General features: G+C 61.7%; 19 protein-coding genes. 11 read left to right on the forward strand and 8 right to left on the reverse strand.

Annotation, left to right across the window (positions count from 1 at the left end; translation table 11 throughout):
* Positions 1-142: 142 nt before the first annotated feature.
* The 5 genes from QZY01_RS05450 to QZY01_RS05470 all read left to right on the forward strand — a co-directional run bounded on the left by QZY01_RS05450 (position 143) and on the right by QZY01_RS05470 (position 7,876).
* Positions 143-1,072 carry an alkaline phosphatase family protein gene (locus QZY01_RS05450; protein WP_294534402.1) on the forward strand — a complete coding sequence of 310 codons (930 nt, stop codon included), beginning with the start codon at positions 143-145 and terminating at the stop codon, positions 1,070-1,072.
* Positions 1,073-1,235: 163 nt separating this feature from the next.
* The gene (gene thrC / locus QZY01_RS05455; RefSeq protein WP_294534331.1) at positions 1,236-2,657 is read left to right on the forward strand and encodes a threonine synthase; all 1,422 of its coding nucleotides are present in this window, start codon (positions 1,236-1,238) and stop codon (positions 2,655-2,657) included.
* The gene (locus QZY01_RS05460) at positions 2,647-3,909 is read left to right on the forward strand and encodes a pitrilysin family protein (RefSeq protein ID WP_294534333.1); all 1,263 of its coding nucleotides are present in this window, start codon (positions 2,647-2,649) and stop codon (positions 3,907-3,909) included. Before thrC ends, QZY01_RS05460 begins: the two co-directional genes overlap by 11 nt.
* Before the next feature lie 180 nt (positions 3,910-4,089).
* Positions 4,090-4,713 carry a GNAT family protein gene (locus tag QZY01_RS05465; protein WP_294534335.1) on the forward strand — a complete coding sequence of 208 codons (624 nt, stop codon included), beginning with the start codon at positions 4,090-4,092 and terminating at the stop codon, positions 4,711-4,713.
* Between the two features lie 310 nt (positions 4,714-5,023).
* Positions 5,024-7,876, forward strand: a complete 2,853-nt coding sequence (locus tag QZY01_RS05470) for an EAL domain-containing protein (RefSeq protein ID WP_294534404.1) — start codon at positions 5,024-5,026, stop codon at positions 7,874-7,876.
* A 150-nt stretch (positions 7,877-8,026) separates the two neighbouring features.
* Here the strand turns inward: QZY01_RS05470 and QZY01_RS05475 are convergent, their stop codons facing one another.
* Together QZY01_RS05475 and QZY01_RS05480 are read right to left on the reverse strand one after the other, a co-directional pair.
* Positions 8,027-8,467 (reverse strand): CBS domain-containing protein, encoded by a 441-nt coding sequence (locus QZY01_RS05475; protein WP_294534336.1) that lies wholly within the window; start codon positions 8,465-8,467, stop codon positions 8,027-8,029.
* Positions 8,468-8,724: 257 nt separating this feature from the next.
* Entirely contained in the window at positions 8,725-9,336 is a 612-nt protein-coding gene (locus tag QZY01_RS05480) for a YqgE/AlgH family protein (protein ID WP_294534338.1), read from the reverse strand.
* A 44-nt stretch (positions 9,337-9,380) separates the two neighbouring features.
* Here QZY01_RS05480 and QZY01_RS05485 point away from each other — a divergent pair, with 44 nt between their 5' ends.
* From QZY01_RS05485 to QZY01_RS05495, 3 genes are all read left to right on the forward strand, one after another.
* Positions 9,381-10,262 carry a protein-disulfide reductase DsbD domain-containing protein gene (locus tag QZY01_RS05485; RefSeq protein ID WP_294534340.1) on the forward strand — a complete coding sequence of 294 codons (882 nt, stop codon included), beginning with the start codon at positions 9,381-9,383 and terminating at the stop codon, positions 10,260-10,262.
* A gap of 13 nt (positions 10,263-10,275) precedes the next feature.
* Entirely contained in the window at positions 10,276-11,025 is a 750-nt protein-coding gene (locus QZY01_RS05490; RefSeq protein ID WP_294534342.1) for a 16S rRNA (uracil(1498)-N(3))-methyltransferase, read from the forward strand.
* A gap of 124 nt (positions 11,026-11,149) precedes the next feature.
* Positions 11,150-11,446 carry a hypothetical protein gene (locus tag QZY01_RS05495; RefSeq protein ID WP_294534344.1) on the forward strand — a complete coding sequence of 99 codons (297 nt, stop codon included), beginning with the start codon at positions 11,150-11,152 and terminating at the stop codon, positions 11,444-11,446.
* A gap of 32 nt (positions 11,447-11,478) precedes the next feature.
* Here QZY01_RS05495 and QZY01_RS05500 read toward each other — a convergent pair whose 3' ends face one another.
* The 3 genes from QZY01_RS05500 to QZY01_RS05510 form a co-directional block, all read right to left on the reverse strand.
* Positions 11,479-12,450, reverse strand: a complete 972-nt coding sequence (locus tag QZY01_RS05500) for an amidase domain-containing protein (RefSeq protein WP_294534347.1) — start codon at positions 12,448-12,450, stop codon at positions 11,479-11,481.
* Between the two features lie 9 nt (positions 12,451-12,459).
* Positions 12,460-12,969 (reverse strand): DUF6438 domain-containing protein, encoded by a 510-nt coding sequence (locus QZY01_RS05505; RefSeq protein WP_294534353.1) that lies wholly within the window; start codon positions 12,967-12,969, stop codon positions 12,460-12,462.
* A 207-nt stretch (positions 12,970-13,176) separates the two neighbouring features.
* Positions 13,177-14,562, reverse strand: a complete 1,386-nt coding sequence (locus tag QZY01_RS05510) for a glutamate--cysteine ligase (protein WP_294534355.1) — start codon at positions 14,560-14,562, stop codon at positions 13,177-13,179.
* A gap of 323 nt (positions 14,563-14,885) precedes the next feature.
* Between QZY01_RS05510 and ispH the strand changes: the two genes are divergently transcribed.
* Complete coding sequence (ispH, locus tag QZY01_RS05515; protein WP_294534358.1) at positions 14,886-15,875, forward strand: 4-hydroxy-3-methylbut-2-enyl diphosphate reductase; 990 nt, start codon at positions 14,886-14,888, stop codon at positions 15,873-15,875.
* A gap of 35 nt (positions 15,876-15,910) precedes the next feature.
* Here the strand turns inward: ispH and QZY01_RS05520 are convergent, their stop codons facing one another.
* Positions 15,911-16,210, reverse strand: a complete 300-nt coding sequence (locus QZY01_RS05520) for a hypothetical protein (protein ID WP_294534361.1) — start codon at positions 16,208-16,210, stop codon at positions 15,911-15,913.
* 205 nt (positions 16,211-16,415) lie between these two features.
* On the opposite strand from QZY01_RS05520, the gene cobT reads away from it, so the two are divergent.
* Positions 16,416-17,447, forward strand: coding sequence for a nicotinate-nucleotide--dimethylbenzimidazole phosphoribosyltransferase (gene cobT, locus QZY01_RS05525; RefSeq protein WP_294534407.1), 1,032 nt, complete (start codon positions 16,416-16,418; stop codon positions 17,445-17,447).
* An 864-nt stretch (positions 17,448-18,311) separates the two neighbouring features.
* Complete coding sequence (locus tag QZY01_RS05530) at positions 18,312-18,854, forward strand: hypothetical protein (RefSeq protein ID WP_294534364.1); 543 nt, start codon at positions 18,312-18,314, stop codon at positions 18,852-18,854.
* A 353-nt stretch (positions 18,855-19,207) separates the two neighbouring features.
* Here QZY01_RS05530 and QZY01_RS05535 read toward each other — a convergent pair whose 3' ends face one another.
* A complete protein-coding gene (locus QZY01_RS05535) occupies positions 19,208-20,629 on the reverse strand; it encodes a serine protease (RefSeq protein ID WP_294534367.1) in 1,422 nt (473 codons plus the stop codon).
* Positions 20,626-21,525, reverse strand: a complete 900-nt coding sequence (locus tag QZY01_RS05540; RefSeq protein WP_294534369.1) for a M12 family metallopeptidase — start codon at positions 21,523-21,525, stop codon at positions 20,626-20,628. Before QZY01_RS05540 ends, QZY01_RS05535 begins: the two co-directional genes overlap by 4 nt.
* Between the last annotated feature and the right edge of the window lie 492 nt (positions 21,526-22,017).

Here is a 22,017-nt window from a genome sequence, read left to right on the forward strand (position 1 = left end):
CGATTCCGGCATAATATTCCATGGCTGTCCTCCGTCCCACGATGCTTGGGGCCGGCGCTAACCTGGACCCCGTTTCTCATCATACGGGGGACAGCCACCATCCTGAACCAGAGGCTCGGATCGGGGCCATTACGGCATCTATATCTGGGCGGAAGCCGGTCAGACCGCGCCTAACGGGGTGCGCACCGACGCCGATCCATCGGCCGCCGCGCAAAATATCCTGCCGACCACGACGCCGAGCCTGAGCGCCGTCTTGCAGAACAACGGCAAGACCTGGACTTCCTATCAGGAAGGCACGCAGCTCGCGATCGTCGGCGGCAAACTCACCAACACGGTCAAGCCACAGAGCCAATGGACCGTGCCGCTGAAGAGTTCGTCGGGAACCTCCTCGACCTACACCAACCCCTATAACGGCAGCCACCAATATAACTATGCGCCAAAGCACGATCCGCAGGTGTTTTTCGCCGCAACCAATGGCGCCGGAAGCGCCCAGAACTATGCGCCTTTAGAGGCATTGGCCACCAATCTCGCCAACAACACCGTATCGAACTACAACTTCATCTCGCCGGACCAATACAACGACATGCATTCCACGCTCTCGGGCGGCTTCACCTATAATGGCGTGCATTATACCGGCGACGCCGCTTCCATCGCCCAGGGCGATCATTTCCTGTCCAAGATCGTGCCGCTGATCGAGGCCTCGCAGGCCTTCAAGAACAATGGCGTGATCGTGATCTGGAACGACGAGACCGAAGGCGACGGCGCCTCGACCGCCGGTTTCACCTCGACCGAAATCGTCATTTCGCCGCTTGCCAGGGGCAATGCCTATAACAGCGCCATCGCCTACGATCACTCCTCCGATCTGCGCAGCCTGCAGGAAATCTTCGGCGTCGATCCCTCGACCGGCACGCCCTGGATTGGCGGCGCCGCCAACGCGACCGATCTCTCCGATTTGTTCAGGGCCGGCGCCCTTAGCGGCGTGCCGGAACCCGCGTCCTGGGCCATGATGCTCGCCGGTTTTGGAGGCATCGGCGTCATGGGCCGTCGCCGCAGGCGCACGCTGGCCGCCTGATCCACCGTCGCTTTTTTAACCGGAGAGCCGCCGCAGGGCGGCTCTCTTTTTGTGGCGGCGCGGATCCCGCGACGGCGCAGGACATGACAGGGCCGGCTGAACGGGCTAAAAGCGCGGTTCGACAAGACTGCGGCTTAAAGTCCTCCAGCGGAATCGGCTCGAATTGCTCTATATTTCCACCCGCGGCGACGCGCCGAAAGTCTCCTTCACGCAAGCGCTGCTCGCCGGCCTCGCGCCCGACGGCGGTCTTTATGTGCCTGAACAAATGCCGGCGCTGTCGCGGAAAGCCCTGCTTGGATTTGCCGGGACGCCTTATGTCGATGTGGCGCAGGCCGTCCTCTCGCCCTTTCTCGACGCCGCGCCGCCCGCCGCCGAGTTCCGCGCCATGCTGGCTGCGGCCTACGCCACGTTCCGCCACAAGGCGGTGACGCCTCTGGTCCAGCTCGACGACAATCTGTTCGTGCTCGAACTTTTCCATGGGCCGACGCTCGCCTTCAAGGATGTGGCGATGCAACTGCTCGCCCGCCTGATGGACCGGGCGCTGCGCGAAAAAGGCCAACGCGCGACCATTATCGGCGCCACTTCCGGCGACACCGGCGCGGCGGCGATCGAGGCCTTTCGCGGGCTTGAACAGGTGGATGTGTTCATCCTCTATCCGCATGGCCGCGTTTCCGACGTGCAGCGCCGGCAGATGACGACGGTGAACGACGACAATATCCACGCCATCGCGCTCGAAGGCACGTTCGACGACGCCCAGGCCATGCTCAAGAGCTTCTTCCGCGACAAGCCCTTGCGCGAAAAGCTCGGGCTATCGGGCGTCAATTCGATCAATTTCGCCCGCGTCGCGGCGCAGACGGTCTATTATTTCACCGCCGCCGCCGTGCTCGGCGGGCCTTTGCGCCCGATATCCTTCACGGTTCCGACCGGCAATTTCGGCGATATTCTCGCCGGCTACATGGCGGGGCAGATGGGCCTGCCCATCGAGAAACTTGTCGTCGCCACCAATTCCAACGATATCCTCGCCCGCGCCCTCGACACCGGGCGCTATGAAGTGCGCGGCGTCCACGCCACGCAATCACCGTCGATGGATATTCAGGTCTCCTCCAATTTCGAGCGCCTGCTGTTCGACGCGCTCGACCGCGATTCGTCCGCCCTGCGCGGCTTGATGGCGCGGCTCGACCAGTCGGGCGCCTTCGATATTCCCGCGCGCGCCTTGAAAAAGATCCGCGAAAATTTCGCCGCCGGCGCCACCGACGAGGCGCAGACCTCCGCCGAGATCGCCCGCACGTATCGCGAGACCGGGATTTTGCTCGACCCGCACACCGCCGTGGCGGTCCATGTCGCGCGCAAAAAACTGCAGGAAAACCCGCATGTGCCAATGGTGGCGCTCGCCACCGCCCATCCGGCGAAATTCCCGGACGCCGTGCGCGCGGCGACCGGCGTGTCGGCGCCGCTGCCCGCGCATCTTGCCGACCTGTTCGAGAAACCTGAGCGTTTCGATATTCTGCCTAACGACCCGCAAGCGGTCCAAACCTTCATTCTCGCCCGCGCCCGCGCGGCGACCCTGGCCGCGCATGGCGGTTGAAACGACCAAATTGCCGGACGGCCTGCGCGTCGTCACCGACGCCATGGAGGGCCTGGAAACCGCCTCGCTCGGCGTATTCGTCGCGGCCGGATCGCGTGACGAGAGCGCGGCGGAACAGGGCCTGTCGCATCTGCTCGAACATATGGCCTTCAAGGGCACGGCGCGGCGCGACGCCCGCGCCATCGCCGAAGCCATCGAGAGCGCCGGCGGCGACCTCAACGCCGCCACCAGCGTCGAAAGCACGGCCTACTACGCCCGCGTGTTGCGCGAGGATTCCGGGCTGGCGCTCGATGTGCTCGCCGATATCCTGATCGAGAGCCTGTTCGATCCGCTAGAGCTCAAGCGCGAAAAAGACGTCATCCTGCAGGAAATCGCCGCCTTGCAGGACACGCCCGACGATCTCGTGTTCGACCTGTTCAACGCCGCCGCCTTTCCCGGCCAGCCGATCGGCCGGGCCATTCTCGGCACGGCCGAAAGCGTGCGCGGTTTCGACCGTGGTTCGATCCGCGCCTATCTCAATCGCCATTATGTCGCGCAAAATATCGTCATCGCCGCCGCCGGGGCCGTCGATCACGCTAAAATCTGCGACGAGGCCGCAGAAAAATTCGGAAAACTCCCGAACGGCGCGCCCAAAAAGCCGGCGCCGGCGCATTATGTCGGCGGCGAAATCAAGGTCTCGAAACGGCTGGAGCAAACGCAGGTCATCGTCGGCTTCGAGGGGTTGGCCTATGCCGACCCGCAGACTTACGCCGCGCATATTTTCGCCAATGCGGTCGGCGGCGGCATGGCCTCGATCTTGTTTCAGGAAGTGCGCGAAAAGCGCGGCCTCGCCTATTCGATCTCGTCCTTTCACTGGTCCTATCTCGACGCCGGCCTGTTCGGCTTCGAGGCGGCGACGGGAGGGCGCGACGTCAGGGAACTGGTGAAGGTCAGTCTCGACGCGCTGGCCGAAGCCGCCCACAGCTTGAGCGCTTCCGACATGGCGCGCGCGAAAGCCCAGACCAAGGTCGGCCTGCTTACGGCGCTCGAAAGCTCTTCGGCGCGCGCCGAGCAGATCGCCCGCCAGATCATGATTTTCGACCGGGTGCTTCCGCGCCAGGAGATGATCGACCGGATCGACGGCCTGAATCTGGCGCAAGTGCGGGCCGCCGGCGCGAGCCTGCTGCGCACGCCGCCCACCGTCGCCATTCTGGGCGCCGTCGCCCGAGCCCCCGGCGCGTTGGACATTTCGGCGCGGCTGGCCGGAGTGTGAGGCAGGACAATCGGGAGAATTTGGAAGTCCGCGTTTTTCTCTTCTCCGCTCGCGGAAGAAGGGATACGCAACCTGGCCGCCGCCTGACGCTTTCACCAGATTGCCCTGTTACGACGTTGGCGGCTTGTCGAAAATCCAACCAGCCTGTGCTATTGAGGCAAATCCGTCCCGAGAGCCGCCATGGACCTCTTTCACCTGCCGCGCAAGAAAACGACCTCGCCACGTCTCGACGGCGAGGGGCTTTATCTGCGCCCGGCGAAAAGCGGCGATTTCGAGCAATGGCGGCACTTGCGCGCCGCCAGCCGGAGCTTTCTCACCCCCTGGGAGCCAAGCTGGCCGCTCGATGACCTCACCAAGGCGGCCTATCACCGCCGGTTGGCGCGCCAGGACCGCGAAAGGCTCGAAGACCAGGCCTATGGCTATCTGATCTTCCGCACCAAGGATGACGCTTTGCTCGGCGGCCTGACGCTTGGCAACGTCCGGCGCGGCGTCGCCCAATGCGCCACGCTCGGCTACTGGATCGGCGAAAAATATGCCGGCCAGGGTTTCATGCGCAAGGCGGTGCGCGCGATGCTGCGCCACGCCTTTCTCGAAATGCGCTTTCACCGCATCGAGGCAGCCTGCGCCCCGGAAAACGAACGCTCGCGCCGCCTGCTCGAAAACCTCGGCTTCCAGCGCGAAGGCTTCGCCCGCTCTTATCTGCTCATCGACGGCGCCTGGCAGGACCATCTGCTGTTCGCCTTGCTCGAACGCGATTTTTTGCGCGACGCCGACTCGGCCGATGGTTCGGACCTGCAATTGTGACGGCGCCGTTTCCCCGCCAGCCGCGCCCGCGTCGAACAAGCCGATGACGAGGAACGGGAATCCCGCCTTTTCCGCTGGACGGCCTCGCCCCCGTCCCGCCATCGCCTTTCGCCCCGACAAAGTTTCGACAAGAATGGGGCGCAGGCGTTTTGCTCCGGTCAAGCCGTCTCTTTCCGACCCCCGCGAAGCCGCCGCCCCTGTCCGGCCAATCCCTCAACTCCCGCCAATTTCCACGTTTTCGCCGATCTCCTCATTCCTCGAAAGTCACGTTCGCCTGTTGCGTTTCGCCGTCCCGATCCTGACCACGCTTTTGCTGTTGCTCGTCTGCGTCTTGCCCGCCGGCGCGGTCGAATCCGTGCGCGTGCCGCCGGACGCGCAGGCCATCGACCTGACCCATTGGGTGGAGAATTATTCGTCGCAGGGCGACCGCATCCAGGTTTCGACCGCGCCGGGCGCCGACGGCATCGTCCGCCGCATCGAGGTCCATGCGCGCGAAGCGGGCGGCCATCCGGCCTGGATTGTCTTCGCTCTGACCAACGATACCGACGAGCAGATGGAAAGACTGATCGTCGCGCCGCATTTCCGGCTGGTCGGCTCCGGCGTGATCTGGCCCGATCTTGGCTCCGAGCGCATCGCCGACATCACCGCCAGCCAGGGCATCGCTCCGGAAAAGGAAGAGGCGAGCGACGCCGACGTATTCCGCCTGACGCTCGACCCCGGCGCCACCGTCACCTACGTCGCGGAATTGAAGACGCCGAAACTGCCGCAGCTCTATCTTTGGGAGCCGGAAGCCTACAAGGACAAGAACACCAGCCTGACCCTCTACAAGGGCATCGTCATCGGCATCGCCGGGCTGCTGGCCTTGTTCCTGACCATCGTCTTCGTCGTCAAGGGCGCGGTGATCTTTCCAGCCGCCGCCGCTCTCGCCTGGGCGGTGCTGGCCTATATCAGCATCGATTTTGGCTTCTGGAGCAAGGTGTTCGGCACCGACACCGGCGCCGACCGGGTCTGGCGCGCGGGCGCCGAAACCGTGTTGTCGGCGACGCTGGTGGTCTTCCTGTTCGCCTATCTGAACCTGAGCCGCTGGCATGTGCGCGCGTCGCATGTCGCCGGCATCTGGCTGTTGTTCTTGTTGGCGCTGGTCGGGCTGGCCGTCTATGACGCACCGGTGGCGGCGGGCGTCGCGCGCATTTCGCTGGCGACCATCGCCGCGGTCGGGCTCATTCTCGTGCTTTATCTCGCCACCCACGGGGTCGAGCGGGCGGTCATGCTGATCCCCACCTGGCTGTTGCTGGTGGTCTGGGTCGCCGCCGCCGGCTTCGCCGTCAACGGTTCGCTGGCCAACGATCTCGCCTCCCCCGCCCTGCTCGGGGGACTGGTGCTGCTGGTGATGCTGATCGGCTTCACCATAATGCAGAACGCCTTCGCCTCCGGCGGCGTCGCCCATGGCGCGATCACCGATGTCGAACGCAAGGCCCTTGCGCTGACCGGCGCCAATGACGTCATCTTCGACTGGGACGTGGCCAACGACCAGATTTTCGTCAGTCCGGAGATCGAGGACCAACTCGGCCTCAAGCGCGGCGAACTGGAAGGCCCGGCGGCGGCGTGGATGGAGATTCTGCATCCGCTGGAGCGCGACCGCTATCGCGCCTGTCTCGACACCGTGCTCGAACAGAGGCGCGGCCGGGTGTGCCAGGATTTCCGCCTCCACGCCTCCGACGGCCATTATTTCTGGTTCCGGCTGCGCGCCCGCCCCGTCGTCGGGGCCGACGGCGAAGTGGTGCGCCTCGTCGGCACGCTCTCCGACGTCACCGACCAGAAAAACGCGCTGGAGCGCCTGCTGCACGACGCCGTTCACGACAATCTGACGGGCCTGCCCAATCGGGAAATCTTCTTCGACCGGCTCGAACTGACGCTGGCGCAGGCCGAACATCTGGCCGAACTGCGCCCGACCGTGCTTTGCGTCGATATCGACCGTTTCCGCAAGATCAACGAGACCGTCGGCGTTTCGGCCGGCGATTCGATTTTGCTGACGGTCGCCCGCCGGCTCGGACGTCTGTTGCAGCCGCGCGACACGCTGGCGCGCATTTCCGGCGATCTGTTCGCCATCATTCTGGTGTCGGAAAGCACGACCGAGCAGATCGTCAATTTCGCCGACCGAATCCGCCGCGCGCTGTCGACGCCGGTGACCTTCGCCAATCGCGAAATCGCCCTGAGCGTTTCGGTCGGCATCGCCTTGTTCGACCCGCAATGGCATCCCAAGCGCGAGGACATGCTCAAGGACGCGGAAATCGCCATGCGCCACGCCAAGCGCGAAGGCGGCGGCCGCATCGAGGCGTTCCGCCCCTCGATGCGCTCGCAGGGCTCGAACCGTCAGGCGCTCGAAAGCGAATTGCGCCACGCTCTGGAGCGCGACGAGATGAAATTGTTCTTCCTGCCGGTAGTGCGGCTCGAAGACCGCACCGTCGCCGGTTTCGAGGCCCTGCTGCGTTGGCAGCATCCGCGACTCGGGCGCGTCGAACCGGCCGAATTCCTGCCTCTGGCCGAAGAGACCGGCCTGATCGTCGATCTCGGCCTGTTCGCCCTGCAACGCGCGGCGCGCGAATTGTCGTCCTGGCAGAAGGCGCTCGACGTCCAGCCGCCGATTTTCGTCACCGTCAATGTGTCGTCGCGGCAATTGCTGCGGCACGACCTGCTCACCGACCTGAAAAACATCCTTACCCGCACCAATGTGCTGCCGTTTTCGCTCAAGCTGGAGCTTAGCGAGAGTCTGGTGATGGAAAATCCCGAATTTGCAGCGCAGATTCTGGGGCGGATCAAGGATCTGGGGGCCGGCCTGTCACTCGACGATTTCGGCGCCGGCTATTCCTCGCTCGCCTATCTTCAGCGCTTCCCCTTCGACGCCATCAAGATCGACCGCTCCTTCGCCCGCGAGGCCGAAAATATCGGCCAGGGCGACCGCACGGCGATGCTGCGTTCGGTGGTGGCGCTGGCGCATGATTTCGGCATGGAGGCGATCGCCGAAGGCGCGGAAAGCGAATCGGACGTGATCGAATTTTCGCAGATCGGCTGCGAATATGCTCAAGGGTTTGCTTTCGGCCATCCGCTGAGCGCCGCCGACGCGCGCAAACTGGTCGGCGCGGCGGGGGAACCGGCGCTCTGAGCAACGCCGATTGCGGCCACCGGATCGGACGCGAAGCCCCGGCGTCGCCGGTAAGGCCGGCAAAACGCCGACGCCATCGGCGCGCCTTTCACGGCGCCCGATGGGTAGGGCTTCCACCCAGCAGGCTCAAGTGGCCGGTTCAGGCGTCCGTCAGGCGTGACGCGCGGCGATGACGACGTCGCGCAGGACGTCGATCTCTTCGCGCGCGACGCGGATGCGCCACACCATCAGATCGCGAATCGACAGCATTCCGACGGTCTTGCCATGTTCGACGATCGGAAGATGACGCACGCGCGCCTCGTTCATCATTTTTTCGGCGTCGATCATCGATATGGCCGGATCGCAGGAGATGACCTTGCTGGTCATCAGATCGCGCACCCGCCGATCGCGCAGCGTCGCCGCGTCCTTGGCGAAAGCGCGGACGATGTCGCGCTCGGAAATGACGCCGATCAGCCCGTGATTATCGTCGCACACCGGCAAAGCGCCGATGTTCTTGCTCGACAGGCGCGCGGCGATGACGCCGATCGACTCATCCGCCCCGCAAATCGCCAGGCTCTGATTGCAGCTCTTAAGAAAAGCGCCAACTTTCATGCGTTCCTCCCATTTCATTGAACGCCCGCGCGCCGCTATTTCTGCTTGTTCGCGCGGTCGATCTTCAGACGGCATTCGCCCGGAAGCTCCGCCGTCCATGTCAATTCTGCTCTGAACGGCGGCGCTTCGCAAGCGGGGCGCCGCGACAAGGCCGTAAGCATTTCTGCTGACGGCGGCCGCACGGCCCGCACCCGCGCACTATTCCATACATCTTTAAAAGACTACGGTTGGCGCGGCGATTTCGCTGGTCAGCCGGATCACGCGTGGCCCGCATCGTCGGACAGAAACCGCAGATCGACGCCGATCGCGCCCAGCGCCCGCTCATATTTCGAGTCATATTCCTGATCGAACACCAGGAGCGAATCGGCCGGGCAGATCATCCAGCTGTTGGCGAGGATTTCCTGTTCGAGCTGGCCGGGGGACCAGCCGGCGTAGCCGAGCGCCAGAACCGCTTGTTTCGGGCCTTTGCCGCGCGCCATGGCGCGCAGCACGTCGAGCGTCGCGGTCATCGACACGGCGGCGTCGATCGGCATGGTCGCGTCGTCGGCGCTGTAATCGGGCGAATGCAGCACGAAGCCGCGGCTCGCGTCCACCGGACCGCCGGCGAGGACGCGGGCGGCGCGGGTCTCGCCCGCGACGCGCGGCCTTTCTTCCGCCTCGATTACCTTGAGCTGGAGCAGGAGATCGACAAAATTGACGCCCTCCGCCGGATGGTTGAGGATGATTCCCATCGCGCCATCCTCGGAATGGGCGCAGATATAGACCACCGATCGATTGAAAAAGCCGTCCTGCAGGCCGGGCATGGCCACCAGACATTTGCCTTCCAGATAGAGACCGGTTCCGGCTTTGCTCACGATCGAAACTTCCATATCGCAAGAGGCGGCCAGCGCCGCCGCAGGAGACATGCTAAAGGATGCGCGCGCAAAGTGAAGCCGCAACGCCCGTTAATTTTCGCCGCGCGCTCGCCGCGCTGTTCGCCTTCGCGGGTTTGGCGGGGGGCCTGGCCCATGCGGCGGGGGGCTCGCCCGATGCGACCGGCGCGCCATCGGGCGCCAAATGGGTTTCCTCGGCAAGATCGCAGGCGCGGCTGATCGACGGCGGCCTGATCGACGGCGCGCGTTTTGCCGGCGTGCAGATAAGCCTTGCCGGCGCAGCGGTGACCTATTGGCGCGATCCGGGCGAAGCGGGCGCGCCGCCGACATTCGATTTCGCCGGTTCGCAAAATCTCCTCGACGCCCGGATACTTTATCCGCAACCGGCGCGCATCGACGAGGGCGGCGTAGAGGCTTTCGGCTATCGGCGCGAGGTGGTGTTTCCGATCGCCGTGACGGCGCGCGACAAGAAGCTGCCCATCGTGCTCGACCTCGCCCTCGACTATGCCGTCTGCGAGGCGATCTGCCTGCCGGTTCGCGCCAGACTGCGGCTCGACCTGCCGCCCGAACCGCAGGCCGATGCGCCAACGCGCCTTCTGCTGGCGCAGGCGCTGAAAACCATCCCCCGTGCGCTCGACTCGACGCAGGCAAAGGCTTTGGCGCAGATCACCCCTTTCGCTGGCGAGAACGGCAAGCCGCAATGGCTTCTGCGCCTGTTGCAGGACAGGGCGGAAACCATTTTCGTCGAGGCGCCGCCGGGCTTTTATGTCGAAAGCCGCCCGGCAGGGGAAAGCAATGTTTTCTTGCTGACGCTGCTCGACCATCCCACCGGCAGGCCGCTGCCGGAGGCCCCCGTTCGCGTCACCGTCGCCGGCCCGGAGCCGGCGGAATTCGAACTCGCGCTGCCGCAAGGGCGAAAGTGAAAGCGGGATAAAAATGTCGCGGCTGGATTTCACGAGCCATCGCCTGTGTGTCGAAGCCCCGCTCGCCGGCGGCGAAACGATCGGGCTGACGCGCGAACAGACCAATTATCTGGTCAATGTGCTGCGGCTCGGCAATGGAGCGCCGGTGCTCGCGTTCAACGGGCGCGACGGCGAATGGCGCGCCGCGCTTGCCCCCGCCGGCAAGAAAACCGCCGCGCTGCGAATCGAGGAACAGACTCGCGAACAGGATTTCCTGCCCGATCTCGACCTGTTGTTCGCGCCGCTCAAACATGCGCGCCTCGATTACATGGCGCAGAAGGCGGTGGAAATGGGCGCGCGGCGGCTGCGTCCGGTGCTGACCCGCCGCACCCAGGCGAGCCGCGTCAATCTCGAGCGGATGCGCGCCAATGTCGTCGAGGCGGCGCAACAATGCGGGATTTTATCGCTGGCCGAGGTTTTGGACGAGGAAAAGCTCGACTCCGCGCTGGCGGACTGGCCGGCGGACCGGCTGCTGGTTTTCTGCGACGAGGCGGCGGAAACCGCCGATCCCGTCGCCGCGCTGCGCGCCGCCGGCTCGGGATTCGAAAAATTCGCGGTGCTGATCGGCCCGGAAGGCGGGTTCGACCAAAGCGAACGCGACGCGCTCGCCGGCATGAAGTCCACGGCGCGGCTTTCGCTCGGTCCCCGCGTGTTGCGCGCCGACACCGCCGCCGTAGCGGCGCTCGCCCTCGTCGAGGCGGCGCTCGGCGACTGGCGCGGATGAGCAATCCTTCTGCAACCTTTCTACGACATGATGTCGCCATCATGTTGCGGTCAAAAAGGCACAGCGTAATTCGGAGCAATTCCATATGGTCGGGACAAAGCGGGAAAAGTTGCGAATTTTTCGCATGATCGCCGTCTTGTCGCCCTGTTTTCTGCCCTTTACTTTGGTCACGCCGCTCGCCGCACAGGATAATGTGGCGCAACCGAATGGCGCCGACAGAAGCCATGTCCGCGTCCAGTTCGGCGGCGGCTCGGCCTGGAACGAGATGGGGCAAAACAATAGCGCATTTGCGCCGCTGCCCGCCGGTCCGGGGCACGCCAATTACGGCCTTGCCGCCAACGCCCAGAGCGCTCCGCCGGCCCAAAGCGCCTCGCAACAAGACCGCCTGCGACTGAAGCCGATGAATTTCAACGGCATGTAATCGTCCAGCGAATCTGGTCCGCCGAAGGGGCGTCAGAACAGTTTCGTCACGACGCCGGGAGTCGCGCCGTTGATAAGGCTTCTATACGATGTCATATCGGGAGGAGACGGCGTCCACACTTCCAGCGTGCCCGTGGCTCGCCAAACAAAAGTGATCTTTCCCCCGGCATCCATGAACCAGTAGGCTCCGCCGTCTGCCACGGCGAGTTGCTCTCGGGCCGACTTCGGCGCTCTTTTCGTATAACGGGCTCGCCCGTCTCGGAAAATGTAATAATATTCTGTACGGCCTGAATATTCGAGCATCCACCAGCCCTCGAGCGCCGCCGCTCTCGTCAAGTTCGGTGTGGAATCGTCCGAAACGAAGTGGATCAGAGTATATGTGTAGCCGGAGTGAAGCCACCAGCGGTCTTCAACCCCCGCCCATGTCTTCCCGGGAAAGCGGGCCACTGTGTGGCAAGTGACTCTGCCGTCGTCGGTCGCGGTTGGCTTGCCTGCGAACATGGTTGAGTGCGTGTAGGACGGCCTTCCACCGTAGTCGCCGTCCGGGTCTACATTGAAATAACCAATCATGTCGCCCTGTTTGAACACGCCGGAATTGATCACGCGTTGCGCGGCGGCCTGGGCGACGCGCTCGCAGAGCGTCTTGGTATCGCTGCGGCTTTGCAAGTTCTGAACGAGTCCGGCGACGCCCCATTCGTTGGTCGTCGCTCCGCCTGCGGAAAGGCATTGCGACAAGAAATGAGCGCAATCCGCGAGCCCGGCCCAGTTGCTGATGATCTTTTCTTCGACGCCTGCCGGGGTGGTTCGGCGGAATACAAATTTCTCTGGTTCTCCGCTGCCTTTGACAAACTCGGGCTTCCAGCCGTCGGCTGCGGGGGCGTGCAACTCCATCCTCTTCGACGCAACGCTTGGCCTGTCGTTGGTCAGCCCGAATTTGCCGTCGTCACACGGAACATTCCAGTGCTTTTCGGCGTAAGCGATAGCTTTGGCGCGATCGTAACCCATCGGTACGCCTCACTTGACCCAATTTACGGAGCCCACGGCGTCGTCGATCCTTTCTTCAAATTTCTTCAAGCGCTCCGATTCGGCTCCGGCGCATCCGAGGTGGTGCTGGATCGTGTTGGATTTGCCGCCTGTGCTGAGGGTAATGATCGCTCGGGGCGCGTCCGAGTTGGCCGAGTCGCAACCGGATTCCTGATCGTAGCGCGACTTCAGTTCAAAGAAATTCAATTCAGCGGCTTTGTCGAGGAGTTCCCTTAGCGCCTCGAGACTGATCTTGGTTTTGGCCAGGCCCGGTCGGCGGACGTAGCCACGGCCGTCGAAAATTGCGGAACCGTCGGCGAAGACGATCAGGTTGTATACGGCGCATCGACGCTCACACGCGCCCCGTTGCAGGACGATGAGAGTGTCGGCGGGGAGCTCGTTTGTCCTGACAATCTGCTCGGCCCAGCCATCGCCGGTTGCGCCCAAGACGACCACGACGACCATCGCAAGCAGCGCGACAACCCTGACTCCGATGCGCATTCGCGGATGTCCTATCACCAGGAACAAGTTGGCTGCCTTGAATGGAAGTTAGGTCTGATTTTGCTTTGCGTCAACAAAGTCACCGAGACGAACGGTCCCCCAAAACTCTTGAGATATGCTCGGGCGCGTCCGGTTGCGGGCATCGACTCCGACGCCTCTTCCGATGGCGTCACGGTCCTGATCCGGCCGACTTTTCGCGTCTGCCCGCTAAAACACGCACTGGCTGAAAACCGGCGTGATGTTTTCCCGCCATGCGCCGTGAAACAGCGCCAACCGACGTTCGGCCAGATTGAGGCCGCTCGCGGCGATTTCCTCCAGCGCCTGCAAATAGCGCCCCTCGTCCTCGCCTTCTGCATCGAGACGGCGGCGGCGCGAAAGCCCCGCGCGCGCCAGCGGCAGGATTTTCCGCGCCAGATCGAGCAGCGAAACGCCCCCGGCGCTCGCGCGCAACCCCAGTTTCGGCGCAGAATCGCGAAAATACTGCCGCTGTTCGGCGGAAAAATCCTTGACCAGATCCCAGGCGGCGGCGCTGGCCTGCGCGTCGTAGAACAGGCCGGCGCAGAGCGCGGGGAGGCCTAGAATATGTTCGCGCGGGCCGACGTCGGCGCCGCGCATTTCCATGTAGCGCTTGAGCCTTACTTCCGGAAACAGCGTCGAGAGATGATTGGCCCAGTCGGAAAGGGTCGCATGAACGCCCGGCAGGGCTTTCAGCCGCCCTTCGAGCAGGTCGCGAAACGAGGCTCCGGCGACATCGTGATAGACATCGCCGCGCTTGACGAAATAGAGCGGCACATCGAGCGCGTAATCGACGTAAGCCTCGAATCCCATTCCCGGCTCGAACACGAAGGGCAGCATGCCGGCGCGCGCGGGATCGGTGTCGGTCCAGATATGCGAACGCATCGACAATAAGCCGTTGGGCCTGCCGCCGGCGAACGGCGAATTGGCGAACAGCGCCGTGATCATCGGCTGCACGGCCAGCGCCAGCCGCATTTTCGAGACCATGTCGGCTTCCGAGGCGAAATCGATGTTGGCCTGCACCGTCGAGGTGCGAAACATCATGTCGAGCCCTAGCCGCCCGACCTTCGGCATGTAGCGCGCCATGATCGCATAGCGCTGCTTGGGCATGACCGGGGTTTCCTCACGCGTCCACAAGGGGCTCACGCCGAGATCGAGAAAACCGATCCCGAGCTTTTCGCTCAACGGGGCGAGCGCGGCGAAATGCGCCTGCAATTCCGACGCGGTCTGGTGGATCGAATCGAACGGGGCGCCAGAAAGTTCGAACTGCCCGCCCGGCTCCAGCGACAGGGCGCCGCCGCCGCGCGGGTCGAACAGACCGATCAGCGCGTCGCCATCCTCGATCGCCTGCCAGTCCTGCGACAGGCGCAGGCCTTCGAGCAAAGCCTCGATTCCGTCCCCGACGCCCCCGGCGCGTCCCTTGTACGGAACGGGGCGCAGATCGGCGCGGTAGAACGGAATTTTCTCGTGTTCCGTCCCCACCAGAAAAGGGCCTTGCGGCTTGCATCCCGCCTCGAACCAGCTGACCAATTCGTCGCGCGACGAGACCGGGGATTCATCGACTACGTCGCGGGCCATCTGCGGCTTTCAAACATGAATGTGTCGGCGGCGAAAAAAAGACGTCGCAATGACGCCGTTTTCTCCCACCCTTTGCGCCCTATTTAGGGCCAAGCGCGGCGGTCCGCAATCTCGCGCCGACTTGAAGCAGGTTTTGCGCAAGATCAGGCCCTGTTTTGAGCCCGTTCAGCCGTTTGGCGCGAATCGGGCGGCGCAGCGCCAGGAGGGCGGCGCTTGACAGAAAACGGGCCCGCGCCCAAAACATCCAGTCAAACGGCCCCTCTGGTCCCGGCGATCCGGTTCAAGGGTTGGAGCCTCGATTTTCCTTCAACAAGAGCTTCGCGATGAGCGCCAATCCCTTGCAAGACACGCCCGCGCTGCAAAAGCCCGCGCTAAAAGTCTTTCTCTGCGCGCCGCGCGGTTTCTGCGCCGGCGTGGTGCGCGCCATCGACATTGTCGAGCACGCCCTGAACAAATACGGCGCGCCGGTCTATGTGCGCCACGAAATCGTGCATAACCGCTATGTTGTCGAGGGTTTGCGGCGCAAGGGCGCGATTTTCGTCGAAGAACTCGACGAAGTCCCCGACGATGGCGCTCCCGTGGTGTTTTCGGCCCATGGCGTGCCCAAAGCCGTGCCGGCGGAAGCCCTGGAGCGCAAGCTGCTGGCGATCGACGCCACCTGCCCGCTGGTGACCAAGGTCCATCGCGAGGCCGAAATCCATTACCGCCGCGAGCGCAAGGTCATTCTCGTCGGACACAAGGGCCATCCGGAAGTGATCGGCACGATGGGGCAATTGCCGGAAGGCGCGGTGACCCTGGTGGAAAGCGCCGACGATGTCGCGGCCCTGACTTTTGCGCCCGAGGATTCCCTCGCCTATGTCACCCAGACGACGCTTTCGGTGGACGACATGGCGGCGGTGGTCAATGCGCTTCAGGCCAGATATCCCCATATCGTCGGCCCGCACCGGCAAGATATATGCTACGCCACCACCAACCGCCAGGAGGCGGTCAAGGAAATTTCCCACAAGGTCGACGCCTTCATCGTCGTCGGTTCGCCCAACAGCTCCAATTCGCAGCGCCTCAAGGAAGTGGCCGAGCGCAATGGCTGCCGCTCCGCGCAACTGGTGCTGCGCGCCGACGACATCGACTGGAGCCTCTTGCGCGGCATCCAGTCGCTCGGCGTGACGGCGGGCGCCTCGGCGCCGGAAATCCTGGTCGAGGAAATTCTCGCCGCGGTCGGCGAAAAATTCGATCTGTTGGTCTCGACCGTGACCACGGCGACCGAGGACGTCTCCTTTCCGCTGCCGCGAAACCTGCGCGAAAAGGCAACGTGAAAAGCCCGCCGCCCCTTTTCGGCAAGCTTTCGGGATCACCAGCGGCCCCACCCGCCATGACGATAAGGGTCGGGGCGCGGGCCATAGCCCCAGCCTTCATGACGGTAATGGTTGGGGCGCGGTCCATAGCCCCAATGATTGGGCGCCCAATGGCAACCCCAGGGGCCGCAGACCCAGCGGACCCGATCGATCTGCGAGGCTTGCTCGGCCCGCAGGATCGCCGGCTCAAAGCCGCCGGGGCCCATGCCTGCGGCGGAAGCGGAAGCGGCGGGAAGCGCCAGCGCGGTCGCGCCCAGAACCAGCGCTGCGGCCAAAGCATTGCGGATGTTCAACATGGCGGGCTCCTGTTTCGGCGTCGATGAATTCGACAATGACGATCCTGCCCGCTTGCCCCTGAACGGCGTCTGAGCGGCCCATTCAGCCAATATTCACCCGCATGGCGCGATCCGGCGCAAAATCCGGTTTCCCCTCGACCGAGTCCTGTTCTAAGACCGTCGCCTCATGCGGCGCACCGATGCCGCCCACTCTCCGGGCCAGAAAATGCACCCCAATTCCTCCGCCGAAAATCCTTTCGACGCCCTGCGCGCGCTGATGGCGCAATTACCGCCGCCCTCGAGCGCCGCCGTCGCCGCCGTGCGGGCGCGCGACGCGCAATTGACCAAGCCGCCGGGCGCTTTGGGCCGGCTGGAGGAACTGGTCGAATGGCTGGCCGCCTGGCAGGACAAGGCCGAGCCGACGCTCGATCGCCCGACCGTGGTGGTTTTCGCCGCCAATCACGGCGTCGTCGCGCAAGGGGTTTCGCCCTATCCGGCCAGCGTCACCGCGCAGATGCTGAAGAATTTTTCCGCCGGCGGCGCCGCCGTCAACCAGATCTGCGCCATTCACGGGGCCGGCTTGAAGGTGTTCGAACTGGCGCTCGACCTGCCGACCCGCGACATTACGCAAGCGCCGGCGATGGAGGCGCGCGAATGCGCCGCAACCATCGCCTTCGGCATGGAGGCCATAGCCGGCGGCGCCGACCTGCTGGCGCTCGGCGAAATGGGAATTGGCAACACCACGATCGCCGCCGCAATCTATCATGCGCTTTATGGCGGCGAAGCCGCCGACTGGGTCGGGCGCGGCACCGGCGTCGATGACGAGGGCCTGCGCCGCAAGATCGACGCGGTCTTGCGCGCGGTGGCGCTGCACAAGGACCATCTCGACGATCCGTTAGAGGTGCTGCGACGGCTCGGCGGGCGCGAAATCGCCGCGATGGTCGGCGCCATTCTGGCGGCGCGGATGGAGCGCGCGCCGGTGCTGCTCGACGGCTATGTCGTCTGCGCGGCGGCGGCGATTCTCCACGCCCTCGATCCCTCCAGCATCGACCATTGCCTCGCCGGCCATGTCTCGGCCGAGGGCGCCCATGCGAAAGTGCTTGAAAAACTTGGCAAGAAGCCGCTGCTCGATCTCGGCATGAGGCTTGGCGAGGGTTCTGGAGCGGCGCTGGCCATCGGCCTCGTCAAGGCGGCGCTGGCCTGCCACGAGGACATGGCGACTTTTTCGAGCGCCGGCGTGGATAACAAGCAAGGGTGAGGCGGCGGCGGTTGGACTTCTCATAGATGATGAGGGTCTTCCGCTATCGGCTCAAACGCGTCATTCAAGCTTTTCAAGCAATGGCCGTTACAACGCCGTCAGCGGACGCCCCCGGCTTCCGTCGATCCTGTGACCGCCGCAATCCTTCGCCGACCTTGCCCGGCGCGCCCGGCAGCGCCTGAAAGCTGATTCGTTTTTAGGAACGTTGTGGCTTTTCTGCTACAGCAAAATATCCAGACTCATATCATATTCAAATAAGAATAATTTCATTCTGACAAGCTTTCCGTATCTGTCGCTGGGTTGTGCTATGAGCCTTTCTCGCTTTCTAGGAATTATCGCAAGCCCATTAATATGTTGCCTCGCGGGCTGCGCGAGTCAGGATGTCGCCGATCCCAACGCCATAACGCTGAAGCAAGCGCTGGTCGACACGGTTGATGCTTTAGACGCAGCACATCAAGAGAGCTTGCTGCATCGTACGAACTTTGGCTTTTACGGCTGTACTGTGACGGCGGTGTTTAACATCAGCGCGACGGCGGGACAGGACAATAAGCTCGCGCTCACGGCGTCCGGGCCTCCGGCAAAGATTCTGCCAGTGACGCTCGGTGCGTCGGGCTCCTTCGAGTCAACAGCCTCAGGGACAAGGGGAAATACCGTAACCGTTGTGTTGGCGACCAAACCGTGTCTCGCTAAAGCTGCAGCTAGTGCTGGCGCAACGGGCAGTACAGGTAATAAAGGCAGCGCAAGCAAGGGCACGGGCGGGTCATAGCAGCAGCAGGGGCCTACCGGAGCCTGTTCAGCCAGCGACCTTTCTAGTACGGCAGGTTAGACTATAAACAGGAATTAATTCAATTAATGGAGGAAACTATGTACAGTCGCTATTTGCTGCGCATAATACCGCTGCCTTTGTTGTTTTTTGTCGCAGGCTGTGCAAGCCAGAATGTCGCCGATCCCAACGCCATAACGCTGAAGCAAGCGCTGGTCGACACGGTTGATGCTTTAGATGCAGCACATCAAGAGAGCTTGCTGCATCGTACGAACTTTGGCTTTTACGGATGCACTGTCACGGCGGTGTTTAACATCAGCGCGACAGCGGGACAGGACAATAAGCTCGCGCTCACAGCATCCGGGCCGCCAGCAACAATTTTGCCCGTGTCCCTGGGAGCCTCGGGCTCAGTTGAGTCGACAGCGTCGGGAACGCGCGGCAATACCGTGACGATTCTTCTGGCGACAAAGCCCTGTCTTGCTTCAGCAGGCGGCGGAAGCGGCGCGTCGGGCGGCACCAAGGGAAAGGGCGCGTCGGGCGGCACCAAGGGAAGCGGCGCAAGCAGTGGTGGACTTCAGGACCCAACGGATATATTATTCGATCAACCTAAAAAGCCTAAAAAGCGCGTTCCTGCTGGCCAATAAATAGATCCATCAACTCATTGGTCTAGGTTTGCGTCCGGTAAAAAGCAAGTAGCCCCCGGCAAAACTGGGGGAAATAGAATTGGTGTCTCTCAAAGCGACCGAAAAGGCCGCTTCGCAGCCTAGCGTTTCTCGATTGGCGCCGGGCTAATCCCGAAAGACGCTTTGGCAATGGTTTGTCCGAAACGTCGTTGGCTTTCCCGTCGCGCTCGGACCACCAAAGCCCATGCTCTTTCACTTGGGCGCACCAAGAATTTTGTTCTCGTCCTCATCAGATGCGTGCTCAGCGCGGAGACCCGGGGAAACGTCAGACTTTTACTGCCACCCAGGAAGATATCCGGGGGCTGCCCAATTGTTTAGGGGCTCGTGGTCCGGATTTCCTGCGCCTGAAGTTGTCCGCGCAGATAGACTTTCGTCTCGCATGCGCTGGTTCGGGCGTAGGCAGTCACGCAGATCTGCGATGGAGAATTCTGGTCTGGCTGCGGAAACCAGCCGATATTTGAAGTGCCTATGGGATCGGCGTTGATAGGCTTGCCGTCTATGAAAACGCCGCCTGACCGTTCCGAGATCACGAATTGTGCGGTTCCCGGCACCAATGTCGCATTCGGATGGGAGGGTTTCACGCAAACGACCGTCGAATGAGTCTTGCAAACGTCGCTTTTGTTATCCGTCGATCCGCCCGACTCGACATCGACATTGCCGCTCGCGACCTGCTCAGGCGAATTCGGACAAAAGGGGCCAACGGAATCACATCGAGGATACCACACCTCCACCAGCCCTGGCGGAGGGTTTTTCGACGCGACTTTCACTAAGGCGAATTTGTCACCCTGATCAAGGACCCTTTGCACCGCCTGTGCGGCGCCACTATCGTTGTCGCTAAAATATCTTATCTGGGGCGCGTTAGGCGCTTTTGCACCCACATTTTCTACCCCGGTTTCGACTGGAATGTTTGCCGTCTTAAGCTGCGCAACGGCAGCTTTCGCTGCGACCCTCTGTTCGCTGTTAGCTATTTGGATGTAGACTTTGGACGGGAGCGCGGGGGCGGTGTTTTGCGGAACGGAGACGGGGGTGTTGTTTTCATTATTCGCGGTTGTACCCAGTGCGCAAGGAATACCAGTTTGTTGTATTAAATTCGCAGCCTCGGTTAGGGGTGTGAACATGCCGAGCGGCATATCCTTACCATAGCCATAAACGATGCCGATAAGCGCGCCGTTGCGGTCTACCACCGGGCCGCCGCTCATTCCGGGTAGAACTCTGACATCCATATACATTTTGTTGAGTTCACCGATGTCGGAGGACGTAACCGGGCCTGTGACAACCACAAAAGAACTTTTTACAGGAAAACCAGATACGACCAAGGGTTCGGTCGCCCGCGGCATTCGGCATGAGAGCGGGAAGGATTTGGTGATTCCTGCCGCTGCGATGTCGAGGCTCGCAACATAGAGCAGGCACGCGTCGGATAACTCTGTCGTCGTGCAGCCGAAGAACCGTGCGTTCAGCCGCTGACCATTTGGCGTCTTTAGAGCGACGACGATTTTGTCGGTCGCCTCCTTTCGGTTTTGCTCAATGATGTGCCGCGCAGTGAGGATAAAGCCGTTCGTCGACAGCAAAACTCCCGAGCCCGGATCCCCCCGGCTCTTCCCCGTTGAGTCAGTTACATCTACGAATACAGTATTATCCATTAATTCCTGCAATGGAATTTGTCCAGGAACGGTCGACTGGGCCACGGCCGGCGAAGCCATGAGCCAAAAAAAAATAAAGGACCCGATGTTTCTCATTGTGATTGTCCCTTGAAGGCATAAACTCCTCGAACACATTTCACATCCCGGTCAGAGATGGGCTGGGTGTCGATGTTTAACTGGTGCCACGCCCCCTTTTCGTCTTTAAATTTTCCCCAATCGTCTAACGTCCAATACATCATAATCGAACTTATGTTTAGTTGTGGGTCTCCGATGCACACAGCACTAGATCGATATTTATCTAAAATTTGCTGCCGTGTCGTCTTTTCGTCCCAACCGAGGGCCGCCATGTCTTTGATAACTTTCGGCTCATTCCAAATGATCGACTCACCTGGAAATTGATGCTCATGTAATAACCCCAATGCATGGCCAAGTTCATGCTCGCACGTATCTATATCTACGTCCGCGATATTAAGAGTCGGAGATGTAACATCAATATTATTTTTCGCCAAGCGCCCCACCAGTGATTTATTTCCTCCTCTTGGATCGAATTTGACCCTTATATCGGCGGTATTAATTTCAATTCCATCAAACAAAAACATTATATATTGTGATACCTTATCATTCCAAGCTTTCGCAGCATTTTTCAGAATTTGGCGGTCCGATGAAGTTCCATTTATAAATGCAACACCAAGTTTTATCACGTCGCTGCCCTTGTCCTGACCGTCATCTCTTTGCCAGCGTGTAGATAAAAAAGCCGTTCCGAAGGGTGTCATATTGAACGCTTTGGCGTGGTCATTGATCTCGAAAGACCCACTTTCTTCAATCTTGAATGGATTTACACTTTCAGAATCAAAACTCGTGTCGATCGTAGAACAAGGAATACGCTTTCGAATGCTCGGAGTATCAGCTACAGCGCGGCTCAAATATAAAATATTAGACGCACAACAAAAACTATTAATTAAGAAATCACGACGTGGCAGTTTCAATTCCATTAGAGCCTCCATTCGCCAAAAGGACTAATAAGCGAGCTTTTCTTGCCTATCTGGGGTCATTAGGATTCTTAGATATAACATTGTTCTAGGAGAGACACCCTCGGATCGGAATGCCCATTCAAATTATGATATACAAACTTTAAAGCGTGACAAGCCATTCTGTACATTTCTAAAAATTCGAGATGGCGTGGCGCGCGTTGAATAATTTAGCGGCTTGGTCGGCCTGTAGGTAGCGCCTGACGGGTGGTTCCTATAGCGACGGGGCAAGTTCGACTGATTGCGCAAGACCGATGAAGGAGGACGTCAAGATCAAGCGAAAGTCCGCATTACGCCGGGAATAGCGGTTCGTTCGGTCCGCGCCAAATTTCCAGTTGTGGTGTATCCTGCCCATTCAGCCGTTGACCGGTCTACCGCCAAGACCCGCCCATCGCTCTATTCCCGCTATCCGCCGTTTTGAGACCTTTGCGCTGCAATCGGCAGACGCCTCCAACG

It is taken from the genome of uncultured Rhodoblastus sp. (assembly GCF_903903185.1).
GTDB lineage: Bacteria > Pseudomonadota > Alphaproteobacteria > Rhizobiales > Beijerinckiaceae > Rhodoblastus.

Coding starts and splice junctions, on each gene's coding strand:
- QZY01_RS05460 (WP_294534333.1), top strand. CDS start 2,647: ATGGCGGTTGAAACGACCAAATTGCCGGACGGCCTGCGCGTCGTCACC.
- QZY01_RS05465 (WP_294534335.1), top strand. CDS start 4,090: ATGGACCTCTTTCACCTGCCGCGCAAGAAAACGACCTCGCCACGTCTC.
- QZY01_RS05475 (WP_294534336.1), bottom strand. CDS start 8,467: ATGAAAGTTGGCGCTTTTCTTAAGAGCTGCAATCAGAGCCTGGCGATT.
- QZY01_RS05480 (WP_294534338.1), bottom strand. CDS start 9,336: ATGGAAGTTTCGATCGTGAGCAAAGCCGGAACCGGTCTCTATCTGGAA.
- QZY01_RS05485 (WP_294534340.1), top strand. CDS start 9,381: ATGCGCGCGCAAAGTGAAGCCGCAACGCCCGTTAATTTTCGCCGCGCG.
- QZY01_RS05490 (WP_294534342.1), top strand. CDS start 10,276: ATGTCGCGGCTGGATTTCACGAGCCATCGCCTGTGTGTCGAAGCCCCG.
- QZY01_RS05495 (WP_294534344.1), top strand. CDS start 11,150: ATGATCGCCGTCTTGTCGCCCTGTTTTCTGCCCTTTACTTTGGTCACG.
- QZY01_RS05500 (WP_294534347.1), bottom strand. CDS start 12,450: ATGGGTTACGATCGCGCCAAAGCTATCGCTTACGCCGAAAAGCACTGG.
- QZY01_RS05505 (WP_294534353.1), bottom strand. CDS start 12,969: ATGCGCATCGGAGTCAGGGTTGTCGCGCTGCTTGCGATGGTCGTCGTG.
- QZY01_RS05510 (WP_294534355.1), bottom strand. CDS start 14,562: ATGGCCCGCGACGTAGTCGATGAATCCCCGGTCTCGTCGCGCGACGAA.
- ispH (WP_294534358.1), top strand. CDS start 14,886: ATGAGCGCCAATCCCTTGCAAGACACGCCCGCGCTGCAAAAGCCCGCG.
- QZY01_RS05520 (WP_294534361.1), bottom strand. CDS start 16,210: ATGTTGAACATCCGCAATGCTTTGGCCGCAGCGCTGGTTCTGGGCGCG.
- cobT (WP_294534407.1), top strand. CDS start 16,416: ATGCACCCCAATTCCTCCGCCGAAAATCCTTTCGACGCCCTGCGCGCG.
- QZY01_RS05530 (WP_294534364.1), top strand. CDS start 18,312: ATGTACAGTCGCTATTTGCTGCGCATAATACCGCTGCCTTTGTTGTTT.
- QZY01_RS05535 (WP_294534367.1), bottom strand. CDS start 20,629: ATGAGAAACATCGGGTCCTTTATTTTTTTTTGGCTCATGGCTTCGCCG.
- QZY01_RS05540 (WP_294534369.1), bottom strand. CDS start 21,525: ATGGAATTGAAACTGCCACGTCGTGATTTCTTAATTAATAGTTTTTGT.